This is a genomic window from Psychrobacter celer, assembly GCF_016107555.1.
GTDB classification, from domain to species: domain Bacteria; phylum Pseudomonadota; class Gammaproteobacteria; order Pseudomonadales; family Moraxellaceae; genus Psychrobacter; species Psychrobacter celer.
The window spans coordinates 93778-111440 of the sequence record NZ_JABASU010000007.1 but is presented as its reverse complement, the minus strand read 5'-3'; the positions used below and the strand labels follow the sequence as shown (position 1 = coordinate 111440).

The following is a 17663-nucleotide window of genomic DNA, read 5'->3' as shown; positions in this document are numbered from 1 at the left end:
TCAAACCTATCTAATAGTCAATATTGGCTAGGTTTGAGTAAGATTTTTGGAACGGTTAGGACCATCATACAAACGTGCGACCGAATGCAGCACGATGTACAAGCAGCTTGGCTTAAAAACCACATCGATAATGATAAATCGTAGTGGGTTTCTTACTAAAACAGCTAGATTACGTCAAAATATGTAAAAATTCTCAGTTAACAACTGTACATTGATTGCTCATTGGCCTGAATCTAGGTATCATTAGCAATCAAACAATATTTAGTTACACTATTTCTCGAATTTAGTACAAGGCAAGATAAAAACTATGGATATTGAAAAAATACGCACCCTCATCGCCCTCATGGAAGAAAGTGAACTGGTCAATCTAGAAATCAGCTCTGATGACGAACACATCAGTCTCACTCGTCACTATGATGCCCCTGTACCGACCATGATGGCCGCTCCTACTGCTGGCGCAGCACCAGTGGCTGCAGATACAAAACCAGCAGCAAAGGCAGGTAGCGTTGAGACATCGCCAATGGTTGGCGTTTTTTATTCTGCCCCAAGCCCCAATGATCCACCGTTTGTTAAGGTCGGCCAAAAAGTACAAGCGGGCGACACGCTTGGTATTATCGAAGCGATGAAAATCATGAACCCTCTTGAGGCCACCCAAAGCGGTGTCATTGACGAGATTTTGGTAGATAACTCTGAAGTTGTGCAGTTTGGTCAACCTGTCATACGCTATAAAGCGTAACGATATTTGCCTCACTTTACTTCATACTGATTGAGTCTTTAGCACTTTATTTCGGCACCTTATTTTGGCACTTTATACCGTTTTACGTTGTTGTAAGCTGTCACTATCTACCGATGCCGAATACGGATATCAAATGCCGAAGCTCCCCATCAAGGCTCAATCAATGTCTGCCGCGTCAAAAAGGATGACCCCATGATAAAAAAACTGCTCATTGCCAATAGAGGTGAAATCGCCCTACGTATCGTTCGAGCCTGTAAGGCGTTAGGTATCGAAACCGTCGGCGTCTACTCCACCGCAGATGCCAATCTTATGCATCTGCGCTTTGTTGACGAAGCTATCTGTATCGGCAAACCCAATGCCAACCAAAGCTACCTCGATATCAATACGATCTTGACGGCGGCAGAAATAACGGGTGCTGACGCCATCCATCCAGGCTACGGTTTTTTATCTGAAAATGCTGAATTTGCCGAACAAGTAGAAGAAGCAGGACTGACCTTCGTCGGTCCCAATGCCGATCATATCCGCTTAATGGGCAACAAAGTCTCGGCGATTAATGCCATGAAAAAAGCAGGCGTGCCAACCGTTCCAGGCTCTGTGGGCGCAGTTACCTTGCACAATGCCGAAGAGCAAGCCCGCAATATCGGCTTTCCTCTTTTGATCAAAGCTGCCGCTGGTGGTGGTGGTCGCGGCATGCGCGTGGTCGAGCGTTTTGATGAGCTGATTGGACAAGTACAAGCCGCCAAACAAGAAGCGGAGCTGTGGTTCGGTGATGACACCGTCTATATGGAGCGCTATCTACAAAACCCGCGCCACGTAGAGATACAAGTATTAGGGGATGGTAATGGTAACGCCATTCACCTCTATGACCGTGATTGCTCACTACAGCGTCGCCACCAAAAAGTACTAGAAGAAGCCCCTGCCCCTGATATCCCAGACGATGTGCGCGAGCCTATCTTAAAAGCCTGCGTAAAAGCGTGCGAGCTGGTCAAATATCGCGGCGCGGGCACCTTTGAGTTTTTGTTCGAAAACAACGAGTTTTTCTTTATCGAGATGAACACGCGCGTGCAAGTAGAGCATCCTGTGACTGAGATGATCACCGGTATCGACGTGGTCGTCGAACAGCTCAAAATCGCAGCCGGTTATGGTCTGTCTTATCGTCAAAGCGAGATCGAAGTACAAGGTCATGCGATTGAGTGCCGTATCAATGCCGAGGACGCCGCTACTTTTGTCCCTTGCCCAGGCACCATCTCTCAGCTGTTTACACCAAGCGGTGCAGGCGTGCGTTTTGATTCACACCTCTACCCTGGCTATGAAATACCGACCTATTATGACTCACTCATTGGCAAGCTGATTTGCCATGGTCAAACGCGCCAACAAGCGGTGTCCAAGACCCTGCATGCGCTTGATGAGCTCGTCATTGAAGGCATCAAAACCAATATACCGCTGCATCGCGATGTGATTTTGGCGGATGACAATTTTGTCCATGAAGCCCAAAACATTCACTACTTAGAAAGAGAGCTTTTGACGCCCAACCATGCCAAAGCCGACTCATAATTTAGTTTGCTGTATGCCTCAATAAAAAACCGCCAATCGTTGATTGGCGGTTTTTTTGACCAAATAAGACATATACAGATAAAGACAAGGCTACTGATATCAGTTTTATTGGCCCGCTATATCTACGCCGCTCGATGCTGCGCAAACCCCTTCTAGCAGCGCGATATCAGTTTTTAGGGATTTAACCATATCAGCCTTTATGAGAGCTTACGGCAGGATTCTATGAAAATTCATAAAACATTCGTTACCCTCAGGATCCGCGCACCACTGCATTTGGTTGCCATCATGGTACAAAAACGCAATGAGTGCCTCATCGGTCTGATCAATTTGATTGCCTGAGCAGTCTACTTCGTTATTGTCATAAACAGTCTTGAGGGCGATAATAGGCAGCCCTTCCTCGCGGTGTGTCACCAAGTAACGTCCGTACGTCCACTCCTTACCACTTACCGCCCACATCTCATTATCCGCACCAAAGTTATACAACTCACGGCATTGATTAGACTTCTTGGTTGAGGCGAGTAAGTTTTGATCGGTGTTTGGCTCAGTCTGTAGGATGCGCTCCTCGCTTTGTGTGAGTATCCCGCCTGCTGCGCCCTCCTTAATCTTCGGCTCGCTATTCGCTGACGCCAATCTCTCTTTTCGGGCCGCTTGCCGCGCCTGCGCGTCTTTGGTCATCGTGATACTACTGTCCAAATCTATCTCCCACTGCCCCGCGATAGCAGGACTGATATGGGTCGTGATGGTCGGTTTGGTCACGACTTCACCATTGGCAGGCAACGAGGCCAAAATAGAAGCCAAAGTAAATGAAGCAAATGATATAGGTTCCATAATTAACCTTTGATTTATTGTTTTATAGTAGGTGCTATATACATTAGCGTAAGTCTTAGACACCAAAAACACAAGTAACTTTATGCTATCAGTCGTAACGCCACCAGTGCTGCCTATGACTCACACAAAACAACGCCATAGCGCCGCTTGCATGATGCAAAACGCTATGACGTTATAATAACCAATAGTAGGGCTATATCACCCGCTGTCAGGTTTAGGCGGCGACCGCACTGACTGCCTGAGCAAAGGCCGATAGCGCGCCTTTTAGCATCGCCGATACCGTACTGCTGCACGTACCGATACCAGAGTACACCTCACCATCGACATTTAACTGAATGTAAGCGGCGGCATTGGCGTTGGTTTTATTATCTCGATTGGTATCATCATCGATGCCATGACCACTATTATGCTGCGGGTTGATTGCATGCTCAGCATAATTGATGATGTGCAATGACTTTCCTGTATGTTGGGCCAGACCATTGATAAAGGACGACAGCGGCCCATTACCAGTACCATCGATGTCGATGATATCGCCATTCATCTGCACTTGACCATTAAAGTAGACCTCGCCGCCTTTATTATTGACACTATAGTCTAATAGCTCAAAGCTGCCTTGCTGCAGATAGGTGTCTTCAAAGGTTTGCAAGATTTCGTCGTTTTGCAATTCGCGCGCCACGCGTTCGGCTTGTTTTTGTACCACACCGCTAAAGTCAATCTGCATCCAGCGCGGCAAATTAAAGCCGTAGTTACGCTGCAAGATATAAGCGACGCCGCCTTTACCCGATTGGCTGTTGATACGGACGACATCTTGGTAGCTACGACCAATATGCGCAGGATCAATTGGCAGATAGGCCACATCCCAGATATCGTCCGTCTCGTCTTGATGTCTTTCATTATAATCGAGCGATTTTTTGATGGCGTCTTGGTGCGAGCCACTAAAGGCGGTAAACACCAGCTCACCGACATACGGATGACGCGGATGCAGTGGCAAGTTATTACACTCGCTCACCACCTGTACGATTTCGCTCATGTTGCTAAAATCAAGCTCAGGATCGACACCTTGGCTAAATAAGTTCATGGCCATGACCATGACATCCATGTTACCTGTGCGCTCGCCATTTCCGAGCAACGTGCCCTCGATACGATCAGCACCCGCCAAGACGCCAAGCTCTGCGGCTGCCACCGCGCAGCCGCGATCATTGTGCGTATGCAAACTGACCGTCACGTGCTCTCTGTGGGTGAGATGGCGACAAAAATACTCAACCTGATCGGCAAAGACATTGGGCATAGAGGCCTCAACCGTGGCGGGTAAGTTTAAAATCACTTCCTGCCCATTTTGGGGTTGCCATACTTCACAGACAGCATCGCAGACTTCCACCGCATATTCAGTCTCTGTCTGGCTAAAGCTCTCAGGAGAATACTGAAAGACCCATTCGGTTTCAGGATATTTGGCTGCATAATCTACCAATAGATTGGCCCCAGCGATTGCTATCTCTTTGATCTCGGCTTTGTCTTTACCATAGACTTTTTCGCGTTGGACACGGCTCGTTGAGTTATAAACGTGGACAATCGCCCGCTTAGCGCCCTTCAACGACTCAAAGGTACGAGCGATCAAATGCTCACGCGCCTGTACCAATACTTGTAAGGTGACATCATCAGGCACATGGTTTTCTTCGATAAGTTTGCGGGCAAAATCAAACTCAACCTGCGCGGCCGATGGAAAGCCGATTTCGATCTCTTTAAAACCGACGGCAACCAAAGTCTTAAAAAAGCGCATTTTTTGCTCGATGGTCATCGGATCAATCAGTGCTTGGTTACCATCACGCAGATCCACGCTTGCCCAGATTGGTGCTTTGTCGATTGTTTTGCTCGGCCATGTGCGATCTGGCAGCGCAGGAGCAAACGCAAATGGACGATACTTTTTATAATCAAAAGCAGTATTTTTTGGGGTGATTTTGGCAGCTGTACTTGTCGCCGTGCGTGTGGCTTGGTCAGACATAATCAATCCTTAGATGGTATCAAGGGTTACGGGTTTTACAGGATGGTTGATGATTGGATTTATGTTTATCATACGAGATAACCACTCTTTATGCCATCATAATATCAAAGTTTGTCAGCCGAAAATCAGCTTTCTTTTGTCTTATTTGGTGCTATTTTGGTGAAAAACTCTGCATTTATCAATATAATTAGTACATTTCACTAATAAGATGGATATTTATGTCAAACAGCTATATTGATAAAGGGTTTTCTGTAGAGATTGACGAGACCGACAGAGCGCTATTACGCTTGCTGCAGACGCAAGCGCGCATGAGTATCACGGAGCTGGCAGAGCAGGTCAATCTTTCGGCGACGCCATGCGCGCGCCGCATCAAGCGCTTAGAAGACACTGGCATCATCACCGGCTACCACACACAAACAGACGCGCAAAAGCTCGGCTACCCGCTTGCCGTCTTTATCGCCATCAGCATGGATCGTCATACTGCCGAGCGTTTTGAGATATTTGAGTCAAAAATTCAAAGCTTTGATGAAGTGGTGAGCTGTAGTATCGTCACCGGTCGCACAGAGGACTATCTGATTAAGGTGCGGGTACGCGATATGGCGCATTATGAGGAGTTTTTATTGCATCGCCTCAATCGTATCGAGGGTGTCGCCCAAGTACATACAAGCTTTGAGCTGCGAGAAGTGTTTAGCCGCAATGTGGTTTGACGGCTATATTAGGGCGTGCCGCGCTGGCGACTTGGCTCTAACCAAGGACACGCCCTAGGTATAATAGGTGCAATAGAGACAACAGGTACAATCATTTGTGATTTTAGTTCACCGTCTGGCCCAGCATCTGTACCCGCTGATCGCTAAACATGTCCATATCGGGCGCAAGCGTACGCATAAAACGATCAAAATACAGCATCTGCTTGGTCAATAAGGCAAAGTCCCGCGGGAAGTGAATACCATGACGTTTGCCAACTTCCACGATCTCTAGCATCATCTGGTTGAGCTCGTCAGCTTGCTCTTTACTATTAAATGGCACACCGCTGGTAAAAGCTTTGTCCTCTGCCATGATGGTCTGCATCATGCGCTGCAAGTCATCGCCCAGTGCGGCGACATCCACCTGATGGCTCTCGTGCGTCATTTCCATATCGACCATATGACGTGCCATCGCTTGATAGTCACTGTCTTGCATGGCCTGCATCATTCCCATACAAGCGCGCCAGCTCTCAGCTTTGAGCCTACCCACGATTCCAAAGTCTAAAAAGCCAATGCGTCCATCGGTCAGCAGCATCAAATTACCCGCATGCAAATCTGCATGGAAACTATTACACAGCATCAAACTGGCAAACCAGGTGTTTAAAGTATCAGCCATCACCTGTGCAGGGTCGGCACAGTACTGACGCATCAGCACTTCATCGACCATTGACACCCCATACAATCGGCTCATGGTCAACACGCGCTTGGTGGTCAGCGCCTCATATACTTTGGGCGCGACCACGCGAGTATTGCCAGATACCGCTAAAAACTGCTGAAAATCTCGAATGTTTTGCGCTTCAGCGATAAAATCCGTCTCGGCCAGCATACGCAACCGAATCTCATCGATGATCGGTGCGATACTGGCAAACTTCATCGATGGCATCAGCAGCTCAAGCAGCTTGGTAACGCCATACAATACGCCCAAATCCGTCTGCATGATGGTCTCGACACCAGGTTTTTGTACCTTGAGCACCACCTCATCACCATTATGTAGACGCGCAGCATGCACTTGGGCGATAGACGCCGACGCCAGCGGTGTCGGGTCGATATGTGCAAACTTATCCTCAAGCGTCATGCCATCCGTTGCCAGCTCTTCATTTAATACCTGCTCGATATAGGTGTACGACAATGGCGTGGTTTGATCCAAACAGCTCTGAAACGCCTTGACATACTCACGCGGAAACAACGATGGCGTGCTGGCGATAAACTGGCCTATCTTGATATAAGTAGTACCAAGCTGCTCAAAGGTTTCTTTTAATAGCCTCGCGTCTGGCTTTTCACCTTTGGCGACTCTGAGCGCCGAGAGACCTGCCACACTTGCAGTTTGACGAACCCGATTGACGACATTGAAAGTGTGTTTTAATAAATGCGGACGATGAATTTTCATAAAAAATAACTTATACCACGATCGATTGAGTTTAGGCATGGGCGCAGACAGGGCACGCTGGGTCTGGACGATAGCCCATCAGCCGCTGCTGCATCTGGCTACCATCCCATATCAGTAGCTTATTTGTCAGTGGATTTTTGGTTAATCCTAGATATTGCAGCGCCGCATTGGCTTGTAGGTTACCCATAATCGCGGTCGTACTTGCCAGCACACCCGAGTTGGCACAGTTTCGCTCATCTGCCTCTGCATCGATGAGCACCGAGCCAAAGACACAATGATAGCAGCCCGTCTGCCGATGCGGCTCATACAAGGCCAGCTGCCCTTGCATGGCGATCGCTGAGGCAGACAATAACGGAAGCTGATAGCGCACACTGATACGATTGATCATATCGCGGGTAGCAAAATTGTCCGTACAGTCCAATAATAAATCAGGCTTACCAGATGCTATGCCCAGTAGCTCATAGGCATTGTCTTCGCTCAGCCTTGCCACTGACCCACGCGCCTTTATCAACGGATTGATTTTTTCTAACATCTGCGCGGCTGTCAGAGCTTTGGCTTTGCCGATGTCACTAGGTAAAAACAGCGTCTGCCGCTGCAGATTGCTGGCCTCAATCACATCATCATCAATCAAATGGATTTGTCCAAGCCCCGCCCGTACCAGCGTTTCAGAAGCCGGACACCCAAGGCCACCGGCTCCTATCATAACGACGCGCGCTGATTTTAAACGTAACTGAGCATCGACATCCCAGCCCTCTAGCAGTATCTGCCGCGCATAACGCATTAGCTCGCTATCTGATAGCGGCTGTGTCTCTGTCGCCTGCGTCATACCTTTCATCACACTCTTTCACCACGATTTGTTAGAAAAAACATCTAAAAAGCCCTTTATGCCAGATGCCCCAGCGTCACCCGATCGTTTCCGCCATAGTCTTGCACCGTCTGTATCCCGCCAAAGCCATGGGACGAGAGTATCTGACGCACCGCCTCGCCTTGATCAAATCCGTGCTCTAGCGCCAGTAGCCCGCCTGCACGCAAGTATTTAGGTGCCAGCTGCGTGATATGCTCGATATCAGCCAGACCATGATTGGGCGCACTAAGAGCGCTCATTGGCTCGGCTCTCAAGTGTGCCAAGTGCGCATCTTCCTCATCGATATAAGGTGGGTTTGAGACAATCACATCAAACATCCTGTCGGTCGGCAGCGACTCATACCAACTGCTTTGGATAAAATCAATCTCCCCCACTTCATTGATTAGCGCATTATGTTTAGCAACCTCTAGCGCTTCAGGCGAGACATCGAGCGCAACAGTATGCCAATGAGCATATCGCAAGTGGTGCTTTAGCTCATGCGCCAAACTGATCGCGATACAGCCTGAGCCAGTGCCTAAATCCAAAAGATATTTTGGTGTAGGATGCTCGTCATTTATCGGCTGCGATTGTATCCATTGTAGTACTTGCTCGACCAATACCTCGGTGTCGGGCCGAGGAATGAGGGTATGCTCATTGACAGTAAAGCTAAGCGACCAAAACGCTTGTTGACCAGTCAGATATGCCAATGGGGTACCAGCCTGCAGTTTTTCGATACCTGCATAAAACTGCGCAAGCTCACTTTCTGTCAGCTGATACTCTTCGTCAGTGATCAAAAACAAGGACGGTTTATCAATGACCGCCAGCAGCCAATCTGTAAACCAAAACGAAGGCAAACGGCTATTGTCAGCATCATCCGATAGCTGGCGAATGTACTGCTTTAGATGTTTAATACTGGACATGACTACCGTTTATATTTTTCATATATATTCTTAAACGCCGATATTAGGGTTTTCCTTGGTCAATGAAGGCGCGCCCGCACCATTATCATCATTGTCATTAAGGGTTATGGGTTATCATCGTCATTATCATAAATATCATCATTATCACCGATGACGATGTGTTTATCGACAAAATAAATCAGCGCCAAAATTGGAATCCCGAGGGCAAAGGTAAAAATAAAGAAAAACGGATAACCCATGCTATCGACGATAGAGCCAGAATAGCCGCCCATCACCTTAGGAATCAAGGTCATCAATGAGGAAAAAATCGCATACTGCACAGCCGTAAAACGTATGGACGTCAAAGCAGACAAAAAAGCGATAAACACAGCACTGGCCAGCCCTGCCGCCAAATTATCAAATATCACCGCCATATACATGATAGGCAGGCTGCCTGGATTATACGTCAAAACCACAAACAATAAATTGGTCGCACATGCCAAGATGGCACCAATCATCATGGCATGCATGATACGAAATCGCTGCGCTAACAGTCCACCCAAAAAGCCACCAGCGATGGCCATAATCACCCCAACCAGTTTTACTGCATTGGCGATGTCGGTTTTGCTAAAGCCCATGTCTTGGTAAAACACATTAGATATGACCCCAGCGACGATATCAGAGATACGATATAAGCCGATCAACGCCAGTAGCAAAAGCGCTTTCATACCATAGCGTCTAAAAAAATCAACAATCGGCTCAATCCATGTCGCCATGGCAATTTGTTTGTTGACTAGCCCCGCCTGCACCAGCGCAAAGCCTGCTACTAAAGCGACCGCCAAGCTCATCAATAAATGCAGCGTCTCACTAACAAAGCTGACAAACACCCCGTCAAACGCCGGCAAGAGCTGCCCTATCAATACATAGGCGGCGATAAATGCCACGACAGCAAAGACAAACAATAATACCAGTCTGACATAGTCTTCACGCGTCTCGGCCACCAGCGGTGCTTTATTGATGATTTTTGGCTGATTGATAATAAAGTACAGCAGCAGCAAGGGCGCGCAAGCAACCAATGCCAAAAAGTAAAACTTGATACTGGGCAGAGCGACCTGCGGTATCAATGCCACAGGAGTATCGATCGCCAAGTTAATCAGCATATTGAGTAAATAAGCCACACCAAACAACAGCCCTGGTATGAGCAGCAACGCTGAATAAATCAAAAAAACCTTTAAATTGCGATGTTGTTTGTTGCTTTGCAATATCTCAGCGGTCGGCTCATAGCTGGCAAACGTCGTCAAGATACCTAATGTCATGACCCCTGCCATAATATAATAGGTATTGCGCCATGCTTCATAACTATAAAAAGCCTCCGTCGAGCCAAAATAGTCCGCCAAGTACAGCGCACCTGCCCCAGCGACAATCATACCGATACGGTAGCCTGACACATAAATAGAAGACAAAATCGACTGCATAGACGGCGGTGCCAGCTCAATACGATAGGCATCAATGACGATATCTTGGGTGGCTGACGAAAAACCCAGCAACACCGCCGCACCTGCCATATAAATCAGCACATCTTCACTGACAGGATTGACGGTCGCCATCAAAAAAATCGCCAATACGATAAGCAGCTGCGACACCACCATCCAGCTGCGACGCCGTCCCAGCCACTTGGTCAAAAAAGGCACCGGCAGCGCATCAATCAAAGGCGCCCAAATAAACTTAAACGAGTAACCAAGTGCCGCCCAGCTAAACATCGTCACCACGCTGCGATCTATACCCGCTTCTCTTAGCCATAACGACAGACTAGAAAATATCAGTAAGATAGGAATACCGGCTGAAAACCCCAAAAACAGCATCACAATGACACGCGAGTCCAAATAAGCCTTGGCGGCCTCGCCCCATGATTTTTTTGCACTCGGTTGATTGGGCGGCACAGATTTGACAGCAGACATAATAACTCACCAGCACTTAGGACAGATAACACACCATCATACAGCACCACACGCGCATTGGGCTTTTATGACGATAGTCGTAATAACAAAATTGAATTATGGTACTTGAGAACGCTGACCTTGACTAGATATTTTTGTATGGGCTAGCAAGTAAATCGAATATTGAGGCTTTATGTTGTCCCTTTATCAATCACTGTATCCCTTTACCGCTTCTACCTTACTTTATTGTTAATCATATTTCTTATTCAACGCCGTATCTTGCTTTTTTAAACAGTTCTTTATCGCAAATACGGTATGACAGCTAATAAAGCTGAATGTGACGAAAATTTATATATTCACAACCTATGCTTACAGCTTATATTCATAATTATCATATTTTGATAGCTATTTATTATATACAAGAATAATAACTTTGTTTTACACTAGGCCGTATTCGTACGTTTTCATTTTTATATACAAGCATTTTATATACAGGCAGGGTCTGTGTATTTATATAATAGGATTTAGTTATGGCAATCGACGTAGTGGTCAATCAGCGACATCTACAAATTCAGCTCAAACAGTTGGAAACGGTGTGGCATACGGTGATTAATGGCTATAACTTAAGTCAAGCAGCGACTGTACTGCACACCAGCCAATCGAGCTTGTCAAAGCATATCGCGGCACTTGAAAACCAACTGAAGACCGAAGTATTTATCCGTCAAGGCAAACGGCTGACTGGGCTGACGGCGATGGGTACGGCGCTGATGCCGCATATTGAGTCTATCTTTGCTGAAATCCGCACCATCGAAAACCTAAGTCTGGATTTTAATAATCCAAATATCGGTACTTTGACAATTGCCACCACGCACACGCAGGCCAGATACGTACTGCCAAAAGTGGTCAAAGAGTTCAAAGAGCGATTTCCAAAAGTCAACTTGATCTTGCAGCAAGCGGATCCTGAGACCATCGCGCAGATGGTCATTCGTGGGCAGGCCGATATTGGTATTGCAACGGAGTCATTGCTCCATAATAACTACCTACGCTGTTATCGTTATTATGACTGGACACACCGCGTCATCGTACCAAGCGATCATGAGCTCGCAGGCTTAGAGTCCATTGATCTGCCGACGCTGGCCAGCTATCCGATTGTGACTTACCATGGCGGCTTTACCGGTCGCGGCGCTATCGACAAGACCTTTAACAATGCTGGTCTTGAGCCTGATATCGTTTTGGCCGCGCTCGATGCCGACGTGATTAGCACTTACGTGGGTCTAGGGCTGGGCATTGGGATCATCGCCGAGATGGCCTTTGAGCCCAGTCACTATCAAAACCTAACCGCCATCCCCGTCGATCATTTTGGACGGTTTACCAGTTGGATGGCAGTACGCGATGATGCTGAGATTCGCCAATATGGCCGCGCCTTTATGGAGCTGTGTCAGAAACAATTTGACAACTAAACAAAGCGGCTAGAGCGTCTGTCCTACCTTACGCCACCTTTACCGAGCTTATGCATAAGTGATAAAATACAGTCTCAAACGTTGTTCAACGTTTGATTTCTTTTTTATTTCTGCATGTATTGCTGGACGCCTAGACATCGATTTGTACTGAGTGTCGACCACTGCATGTCCATTTGCTTCTATGTAACAGGTGATACCGCTCATGGAAAAACTCGTAGCGATCATTATGGCAGTTTTTGCCGTCCCCTTGATTATTGGCGGCGCTTATCTGCTCTCTTTAGGCGGTAGTCCTTACTATCTTTTTGCTGGCGTTATGATGTTAACGACAGCATTTTTATTGTTCAAAAAACATTGGAGCGCTTACGGGGTGTACGCGATATTTATCGTTGTGACACTAGTATGGTCGCTTTGGGAATCTGGATTTTATTGGTGGGCGCTGGCAACTCGCTTGGGTTTCCCACTAATATTTGGTTTATTAATGCTTTTACCGTGGGTCTCTAAGAAGATGCACGGGAAACACGCTCAAGTAACAACCACAAACAACACTAAGAAAAGTCCTCTTTATTATTGGGGACTAATGGCCAGTGTGGTTGTGGGCGCACTGCTCTCTTTTGGTAGTATGGCCAATAATGCCACCGACAAATTGGGCGAGCTCGATTTAACTGCCAAAGATGACAGTGGTCAAAATGCCACTTCTACCAACCTTGGCGACCCATTATCCACTGGTGAGCAAACACCAGATGGTGAGTGGAGCGCCTATGGCCGTACTGATTATGGACAACGCTATTCTCCTTTGACTCAAATCAACACTGATAATGTCAAAGATTTGGAGCTGGCGTGGCAAATCCAAACCGGTGATGTCAAAGGTCCTAATGATGTTGGCGAAACCACTTATCAAGCAACCCCACTAAAGATCGGCAACGCTCTTTATATGTGTACGCCGCATAACTGGGTGCTAGCATTAGATGCCGACTCTGGTGAGACTCTATGGAAGTTCGATCCTAAGGTTGGCGAAAACCTCCAACGTCAGCATCAAACTTGCCGCGGTGTCTCTTATTACGCTGGTCAAGCTGGTACAAACAGCACTACGCCAGCAGCTAATGCTAGTACCGAGACAGCTAGCGATAGCGCCGTCAGTGACACCACTGATAATAACGTAGTAGCGGCTAATAAACCGGCTGCGACTGGCGATACATTGGTGCAAAAAATTGCTGGAAATACCTTTGAAAATCCTTCCAAGCAATGCGATGCCAAGATCTTTATCCCAACTTCTGATGCCAAGCTATATGCCCTCGATCCAAAAACAGGACAACGCTGTCAAGACTTTGGTGAAGATGGCGCATTAGATTTGATGCACAACATGCCATTCCAGCAAGCAGGCTACTACTACTCAACATCTGCCCCAGTGGTTGCAGGTGGCGTTATTATTGTTGCTGGTGCTGTTAACGACAACTACGATGTAAACTCACCTTCTGGTGTGATCCGTGCTTATGACGTGAATACTGGCGAGCTTATGTGGAACTGGGATTCAGGTGATCCTGACAACACAGCCCCTTTTGATGTCAATGATCCAACTCAAGTCTATCGCACCAGCTCGCCAAACTCATGGTCGACTGCTAGTGCTGATGAAGAGCTTGGTTTGGCCTACTTCCCAATGGGCAATCGCACGCCCGATCAGCTCGGTAGCTATCGTAATGCTGCTGAAGAAAAGTATGCAACCTCTGTGGTCGCACTAGATCTGAAAACTGGTGAAGCGCGCTGGGTACAGCAGTTTGTCCATCATGATCTTTGGGATATGGATACGCCTGCGCAGCCAACACTGCTTGACTTAGATACCGCTGATGGTGTCCAGCCTGCATTGGTTATACCGACCAAACAAGGCGATGTTTATGTCTTGAACCGTGCCACAGGCGAGCCTATTGTGCCTATCAAAGAACGTGATGCACCGCAAGGCTACCTGATTGCTGGTGAACATGCATCGCCTACACAGCCTTACTCTGGTCTGAGCTTTGCGCCTGAGAAACTGACTGAAAAAGATATGTGGGGCGCAAGTCTCATCGATCAGATGATGTGCCGTATTGAGTTCAACAAACTCAACTACGACGGCCGCTACACGCCGCCATCAACCAATGGTACGTTAGTCTATCCTGGTAACTTTGGTACCTTTAATTGGGGCGGACTCGCTGTTGATCCTGAAAATGGCGTGATGTTCGGTATGCCAACTTATCTTGCCTTTACCTCAAAACTCATCCCTAAAGACACACTTGGCGATGTTGAGACCAATAAAGGTGAACAAGGTGTGAATGCCAACGAAGGCGCAGACTATGCGGTAGAAATGGGACCATTCTTATCACCACTTGGTGTACCTTGCCAGCAGCCACCATGGGGCACTATCGCAGGTGCTGATCTGGCCACAGGCGAGATTGCTTATCAGCGCAAAAACGGTACCGTACAGGACTTATCTCCTATTCCAATCAAGTTTGAATTGGGGGTACCTGGTATTGGTGGACCTATCATCACTAAAGGTGGCGTCGCATTCTTGTCAGCAGCAACAGAAAACAACTTCCGTGCTTATGATCTAAAGAATGGCGATGTCCTATGGAATGTACGTATTCCAGCAGGTGGTCAGGCTACACCTATGACCTACTTGAACTCTAAAGGTGAGCAAATGGTGGTATTGGTTGCTGGTGGACATGGTTCAGTAGGTACGAAGATCGGTGATTATGTGGTCGCTTATAAGCTTGGCAATCCAGCCAAATAAGTGATTTGAATAACTTACCATTTACATAATGTCATTTCAAAAAAGCAGGTAACTTAGGTTGCCTGCTTTTTTATGTGCGACTGGTTTTGTTATCTACTCACTAATGGCGCTTTGTTATGATTTATTGCTACTCTGTAACACCGCTTGAAATCGATAGTGGTGACAAGCATATCAAGAGAAAATAATTAATCACTCTACTGGATAATTTATGAATAACAAAATTCCTTTATCGTTTTTGGATCTCGCCCCCGTACCCGAAGGTAAAACCGTCGCTGACGGTATCGCCCAAACCGTGGCAACCGCTCAGCAAGCAGAAAAAGTCGGTCTCAACCGCTACTGGATGGCAGAGCATCACAACATGCCAGGTATCGCCAGTGCCGCCACCTCGGTGCTACTCTCACATATCGGTAGCCAGACCAGCCGTATCCGTATCGGTGCAGGCGGTGTGATGCTGCCCAACCATGCCCCGCTGGTCATCGCTGAACAGTTTGGCACCTTACAAGCGCTTTATGGCGATCGAATTGATCTCGGTTTGGGCCGCGCCCCTGGTACTGATGGCGCGACGTTTCAGGCGCTGCGTCGCCAGATGAAAGATGCTGAGCGCTTTCCACAAGATGTACAAGAACTGATGTACTTCTTGGGCAACGATACAGATGGCAGCCCTGTACAAGCGTTCCCTGGCGCCAGATCAGGCGTCCCTATTTGGATATTGGGCTCGTCCCTTTTTGGTGCGACCTTAGCCGCGCATTTAGGACTGCCCTATGTGTTTGCCTCACATTTTGCCCCGCAGATGCTAGCGCAGGCGATTAACACCTACCGCGAGCAGTTCAAGCCGTCTGCCTATTTAGATAAGCCTTATGTCATGCTGGCGGCAAATCTATTACTCGCTGATGATGACGAAACTGCTCAGTATCACTTTACCTCAGCACAGCAGAGCTTTGTACGTTTGCGCCGAGGCGAAACGGGACAAATGCCCAAACCCACTCATGATATGGATAGTATCTGGAGTGAGGCTGAAAAAATGATGGTGGATAATGCGTTGTCAGTATCGTTTATTGGCTCGGTTGAGACAGTCAAACCAAAGCTTGCGCAGTTTTTAGCACAATATGAGCCAGATGAGCTAATCGTCACGGCCAACATCTATGATCAAGCAGCGCGTTTGCGTTCACTTGAACTTACACCTGAGCTAAATTTGTTTACTTTACAATAAGATGGGACGCTTGCATAATTATTGATAAACCACTATGAGATCATACTTATGGAACCCTCTGCTTTTATTGGTTCATCGATATTTTTGTACATTGCAGCATTTATTGCCGTGATGGTCGTTGGCGGTTATCTGACGTATCGCACCAGCCCCAAACGTAAGCAACGTCGAGAAGAAAAGCGTAACCGAGACAATATAAATTGACATTAAAAACCCCCTTTTTTCTATTTTGAAAAAAGGGGGTTTTTAGTATTACAACGACCAGTTGACGCTATGTCCAACAAAGCACTGACTATATATAAGCTACATCAGACCAAGCGCACGTAAGGCGGCCGCCCCAATCGCCATACCAAACATCCCCACCACTGTCGTAAAGGCCAAAATATTGGCCGCGAGTACATCATTGCCGCCCATGGCTTTTGCCATCACGTAGCTGGCGGCGGCGGTTGGTGACGCCACCATCAAAAATAGCACGCCCATATGCACCCCTGACAGCCCAAAGCTCAGTCCAACGGCGATAGCAACGATAGGCGCTATCACGATACGGCCGATACTTGCCTGCATGGACAAGCCCGATGGATGCAGCATCGATTTCAAATCAATACTAGCACCAGCGCAAATCAGTGCTAGCGGCAATGCAACCGCTGCTAATAGATCACCCGTTGTATGAATGACTCCTGTAAGCGGTGGCAATGGCAATGCCTTATAAGCGAATGCTGATAGCAATGCCAAAATAAGTGGGTTGGTAAAAACTTTTTTGAGGATCATCGTGCTGCGGCTAATCAATGTGTCATCCACACTTTTGGAGACACGGCTGAGCGTAATAACAGCGAGGATATTAAACAATATAGTCACCACACCCATATAAACAGCGCCGATACTCAAGCCGCGCTCACCATAGGCGTTTGCCACAGTCGCTAAGCCAATGATTGCCATATTGCTACGAAAGACGCCTTGGACAAAAACCCCTTGATCGATGGGCCGACTGACAAAACGCTTGGCATAGAGCTCTGCACCGACAAACAAAATAAAGGTCACGACAATACCTGCCCCGATCAGCGTGATTTGCTTAGCATAGTCCACTTCACTGTCGACCACACTAAAAAAAAGCAGACACGGCAAGCAGTAATTAAACACAAAGCTTGAGGCTTGATCGATAAAAACCTGACTGGCCTCACCGCGCCTTTGCATAAAAAACCCCAACCCCATCAGCGCTAGGTTAGGCAAGACAATGGTAATCGCAAAAATGATGGCTTCTATCATAAAAAACTCAAAAAACACCATAGACGCACAGCAGCACGTTTGCCG

Annotated in this window: 14 protein-coding genes; 7 read left to right on the top strand and 7 right to left on the bottom strand. The window is 47.3% G+C overall.

Annotated elements, in window-relative coordinates:
- Positions 1 to 307: 307 nt before the first annotated feature.
- The gene (gene accB, locus JFC05_RS05540; protein WP_075102426.1) at positions 308 to 736 is read left to right on the top strand and encodes an acetyl-CoA carboxylase biotin carboxyl carrier protein; all 429 of its coding nucleotides are present in this window, start codon (positions 308 to 310) and stop codon (positions 734 to 736) included.
- A 192-nt stretch (positions 737 to 928) separates the two neighbouring features.
- On the top strand, positions 929 to 2290 hold the full coding sequence (gene accC, locus JFC05_RS05535) for an acetyl-CoA carboxylase biotin carboxylase subunit (RefSeq protein ID WP_192995612.1): 1362 nt from the start codon (positions 929 to 931) through the stop codon (positions 2288 to 2290).
- A 207-nt stretch (positions 2291 to 2497) separates the two neighbouring features.
- On the opposite strand, the gene JFC05_RS05530 is transcribed toward accC, so the two are convergent.
- Both JFC05_RS05530 and leuA read right to left on the bottom strand, forming a co-directional pair.
- The gene (locus tag JFC05_RS05530) at positions 2498 to 3118 is read right to left on the bottom strand and encodes a hypothetical protein (RefSeq protein ID WP_198336100.1); all 621 of its coding nucleotides are present in this window, start codon (positions 3116 to 3118) and stop codon (positions 2498 to 2500) included.
- A 214-nt stretch (positions 3119 to 3332) separates the two neighbouring features.
- Positions 3333 to 5117: a 2-isopropylmalate synthase gene (gene leuA, locus JFC05_RS05525; RefSeq protein ID WP_198336099.1), complete on the bottom strand. Its 1785-nt coding sequence runs from the start codon at positions 5115 to 5117 to the stop codon at positions 3333 to 3335.
- 218 nt (positions 5118 to 5335) lie between these two features.
- Here leuA and JFC05_RS05520 point away from each other — a divergent pair, with 218 nt between their 5' ends.
- Positions 5336 to 5824, top strand: a complete 489-nt coding sequence (locus JFC05_RS05520) for an Lrp/AsnC family transcriptional regulator (RefSeq protein WP_100749496.1) — start codon at positions 5336 to 5338, stop codon at positions 5822 to 5824.
- A gap of 103 nt (positions 5825 to 5927) precedes the next feature.
- On the opposite strand, the gene JFC05_RS05515 is transcribed toward JFC05_RS05520, so the two are convergent.
- The 4 genes from JFC05_RS05515 to JFC05_RS05500 form a co-directional block, all read right to left on the bottom strand.
- Positions 5928 to 7247 carry an ABC1 kinase family protein gene (locus JFC05_RS05515; protein WP_105246017.1) on the bottom strand — a complete coding sequence of 440 codons (1320 nt, stop codon included), beginning with the start codon at positions 7245 to 7247 and terminating at the stop codon, positions 5928 to 5930.
- A gap of 31 nt (positions 7248 to 7278) precedes the next feature.
- Positions 7279 to 8082 carry a HesA/MoeB/ThiF family protein gene (locus tag JFC05_RS05510; RefSeq protein WP_244658153.1) on the bottom strand — a complete coding sequence of 268 codons (804 nt, stop codon included), beginning with the start codon at positions 8080 to 8082 and terminating at the stop codon, positions 7279 to 7281.
- Positions 8083 to 8129: 47 nt separating this feature from the next.
- Complete coding sequence (gene prmC / locus JFC05_RS05505) at positions 8130 to 9011, bottom strand: peptide chain release factor N(5)-glutamine methyltransferase (RefSeq protein WP_198336098.1); 882 nt, start codon at positions 9009 to 9011, stop codon at positions 8130 to 8132.
- Between the two features lie 104 nt (positions 9012 to 9115).
- Positions 9116 to 10948, bottom strand: a complete 1833-nt coding sequence (locus JFC05_RS05500) for an AmpG family muropeptide MFS transporter (protein ID WP_198336097.1) — start codon at positions 10946 to 10948, stop codon at positions 9116 to 9118.
- A 509-nt stretch (positions 10949 to 11457) separates the two neighbouring features.
- Here JFC05_RS05500 and JFC05_RS05495 point away from each other — a divergent pair.
- The 4 genes from JFC05_RS05495 to JFC05_RS05480 all read left to right on the top strand — a co-directional run bounded on the left by JFC05_RS05495 (position 11458) and on the right by JFC05_RS05480 (position 16559).
- Positions 11458 to 12387, top strand: a complete 930-nt coding sequence (locus JFC05_RS05495) for a LysR substrate-binding domain-containing protein (RefSeq protein WP_198336096.1) — start codon at positions 11458 to 11460, stop codon at positions 12385 to 12387.
- A gap of 202 nt (positions 12388 to 12589) precedes the next feature.
- Positions 12590 to 15148 carry a membrane-bound PQQ-dependent dehydrogenase, glucose/quinate/shikimate family gene (locus JFC05_RS05490; RefSeq protein ID WP_198336095.1) on the top strand — a complete coding sequence of 853 codons (2559 nt, stop codon included), beginning with the start codon at positions 12590 to 12592 and terminating at the stop codon, positions 15146 to 15148.
- 208 nt (positions 15149 to 15356) lie between these two features.
- Entirely contained in the window at positions 15357 to 16358 is a 1002-nt protein-coding gene (locus tag JFC05_RS05485; RefSeq protein ID WP_198336094.1) for an LLM class flavin-dependent oxidoreductase, read from the top strand.
- A 48-nt stretch (positions 16359 to 16406) separates the two neighbouring features.
- Complete coding sequence (locus tag JFC05_RS05480) at positions 16407 to 16559, top strand: hypothetical protein (protein ID WP_158676725.1); 153 nt, start codon at positions 16407 to 16409, stop codon at positions 16557 to 16559.
- 99 nt (positions 16560 to 16658) lie between these two features.
- On the opposite strand, the gene JFC05_RS05475 is transcribed toward JFC05_RS05480, so the two are convergent.
- Complete coding sequence (locus JFC05_RS05475; protein WP_198336093.1) at positions 16659 to 17618, bottom strand: AEC family transporter; 960 nt, start codon at positions 17616 to 17618, stop codon at positions 16659 to 16661.
- Positions 17619 to 17663: the final 45 nt, after the last annotated feature.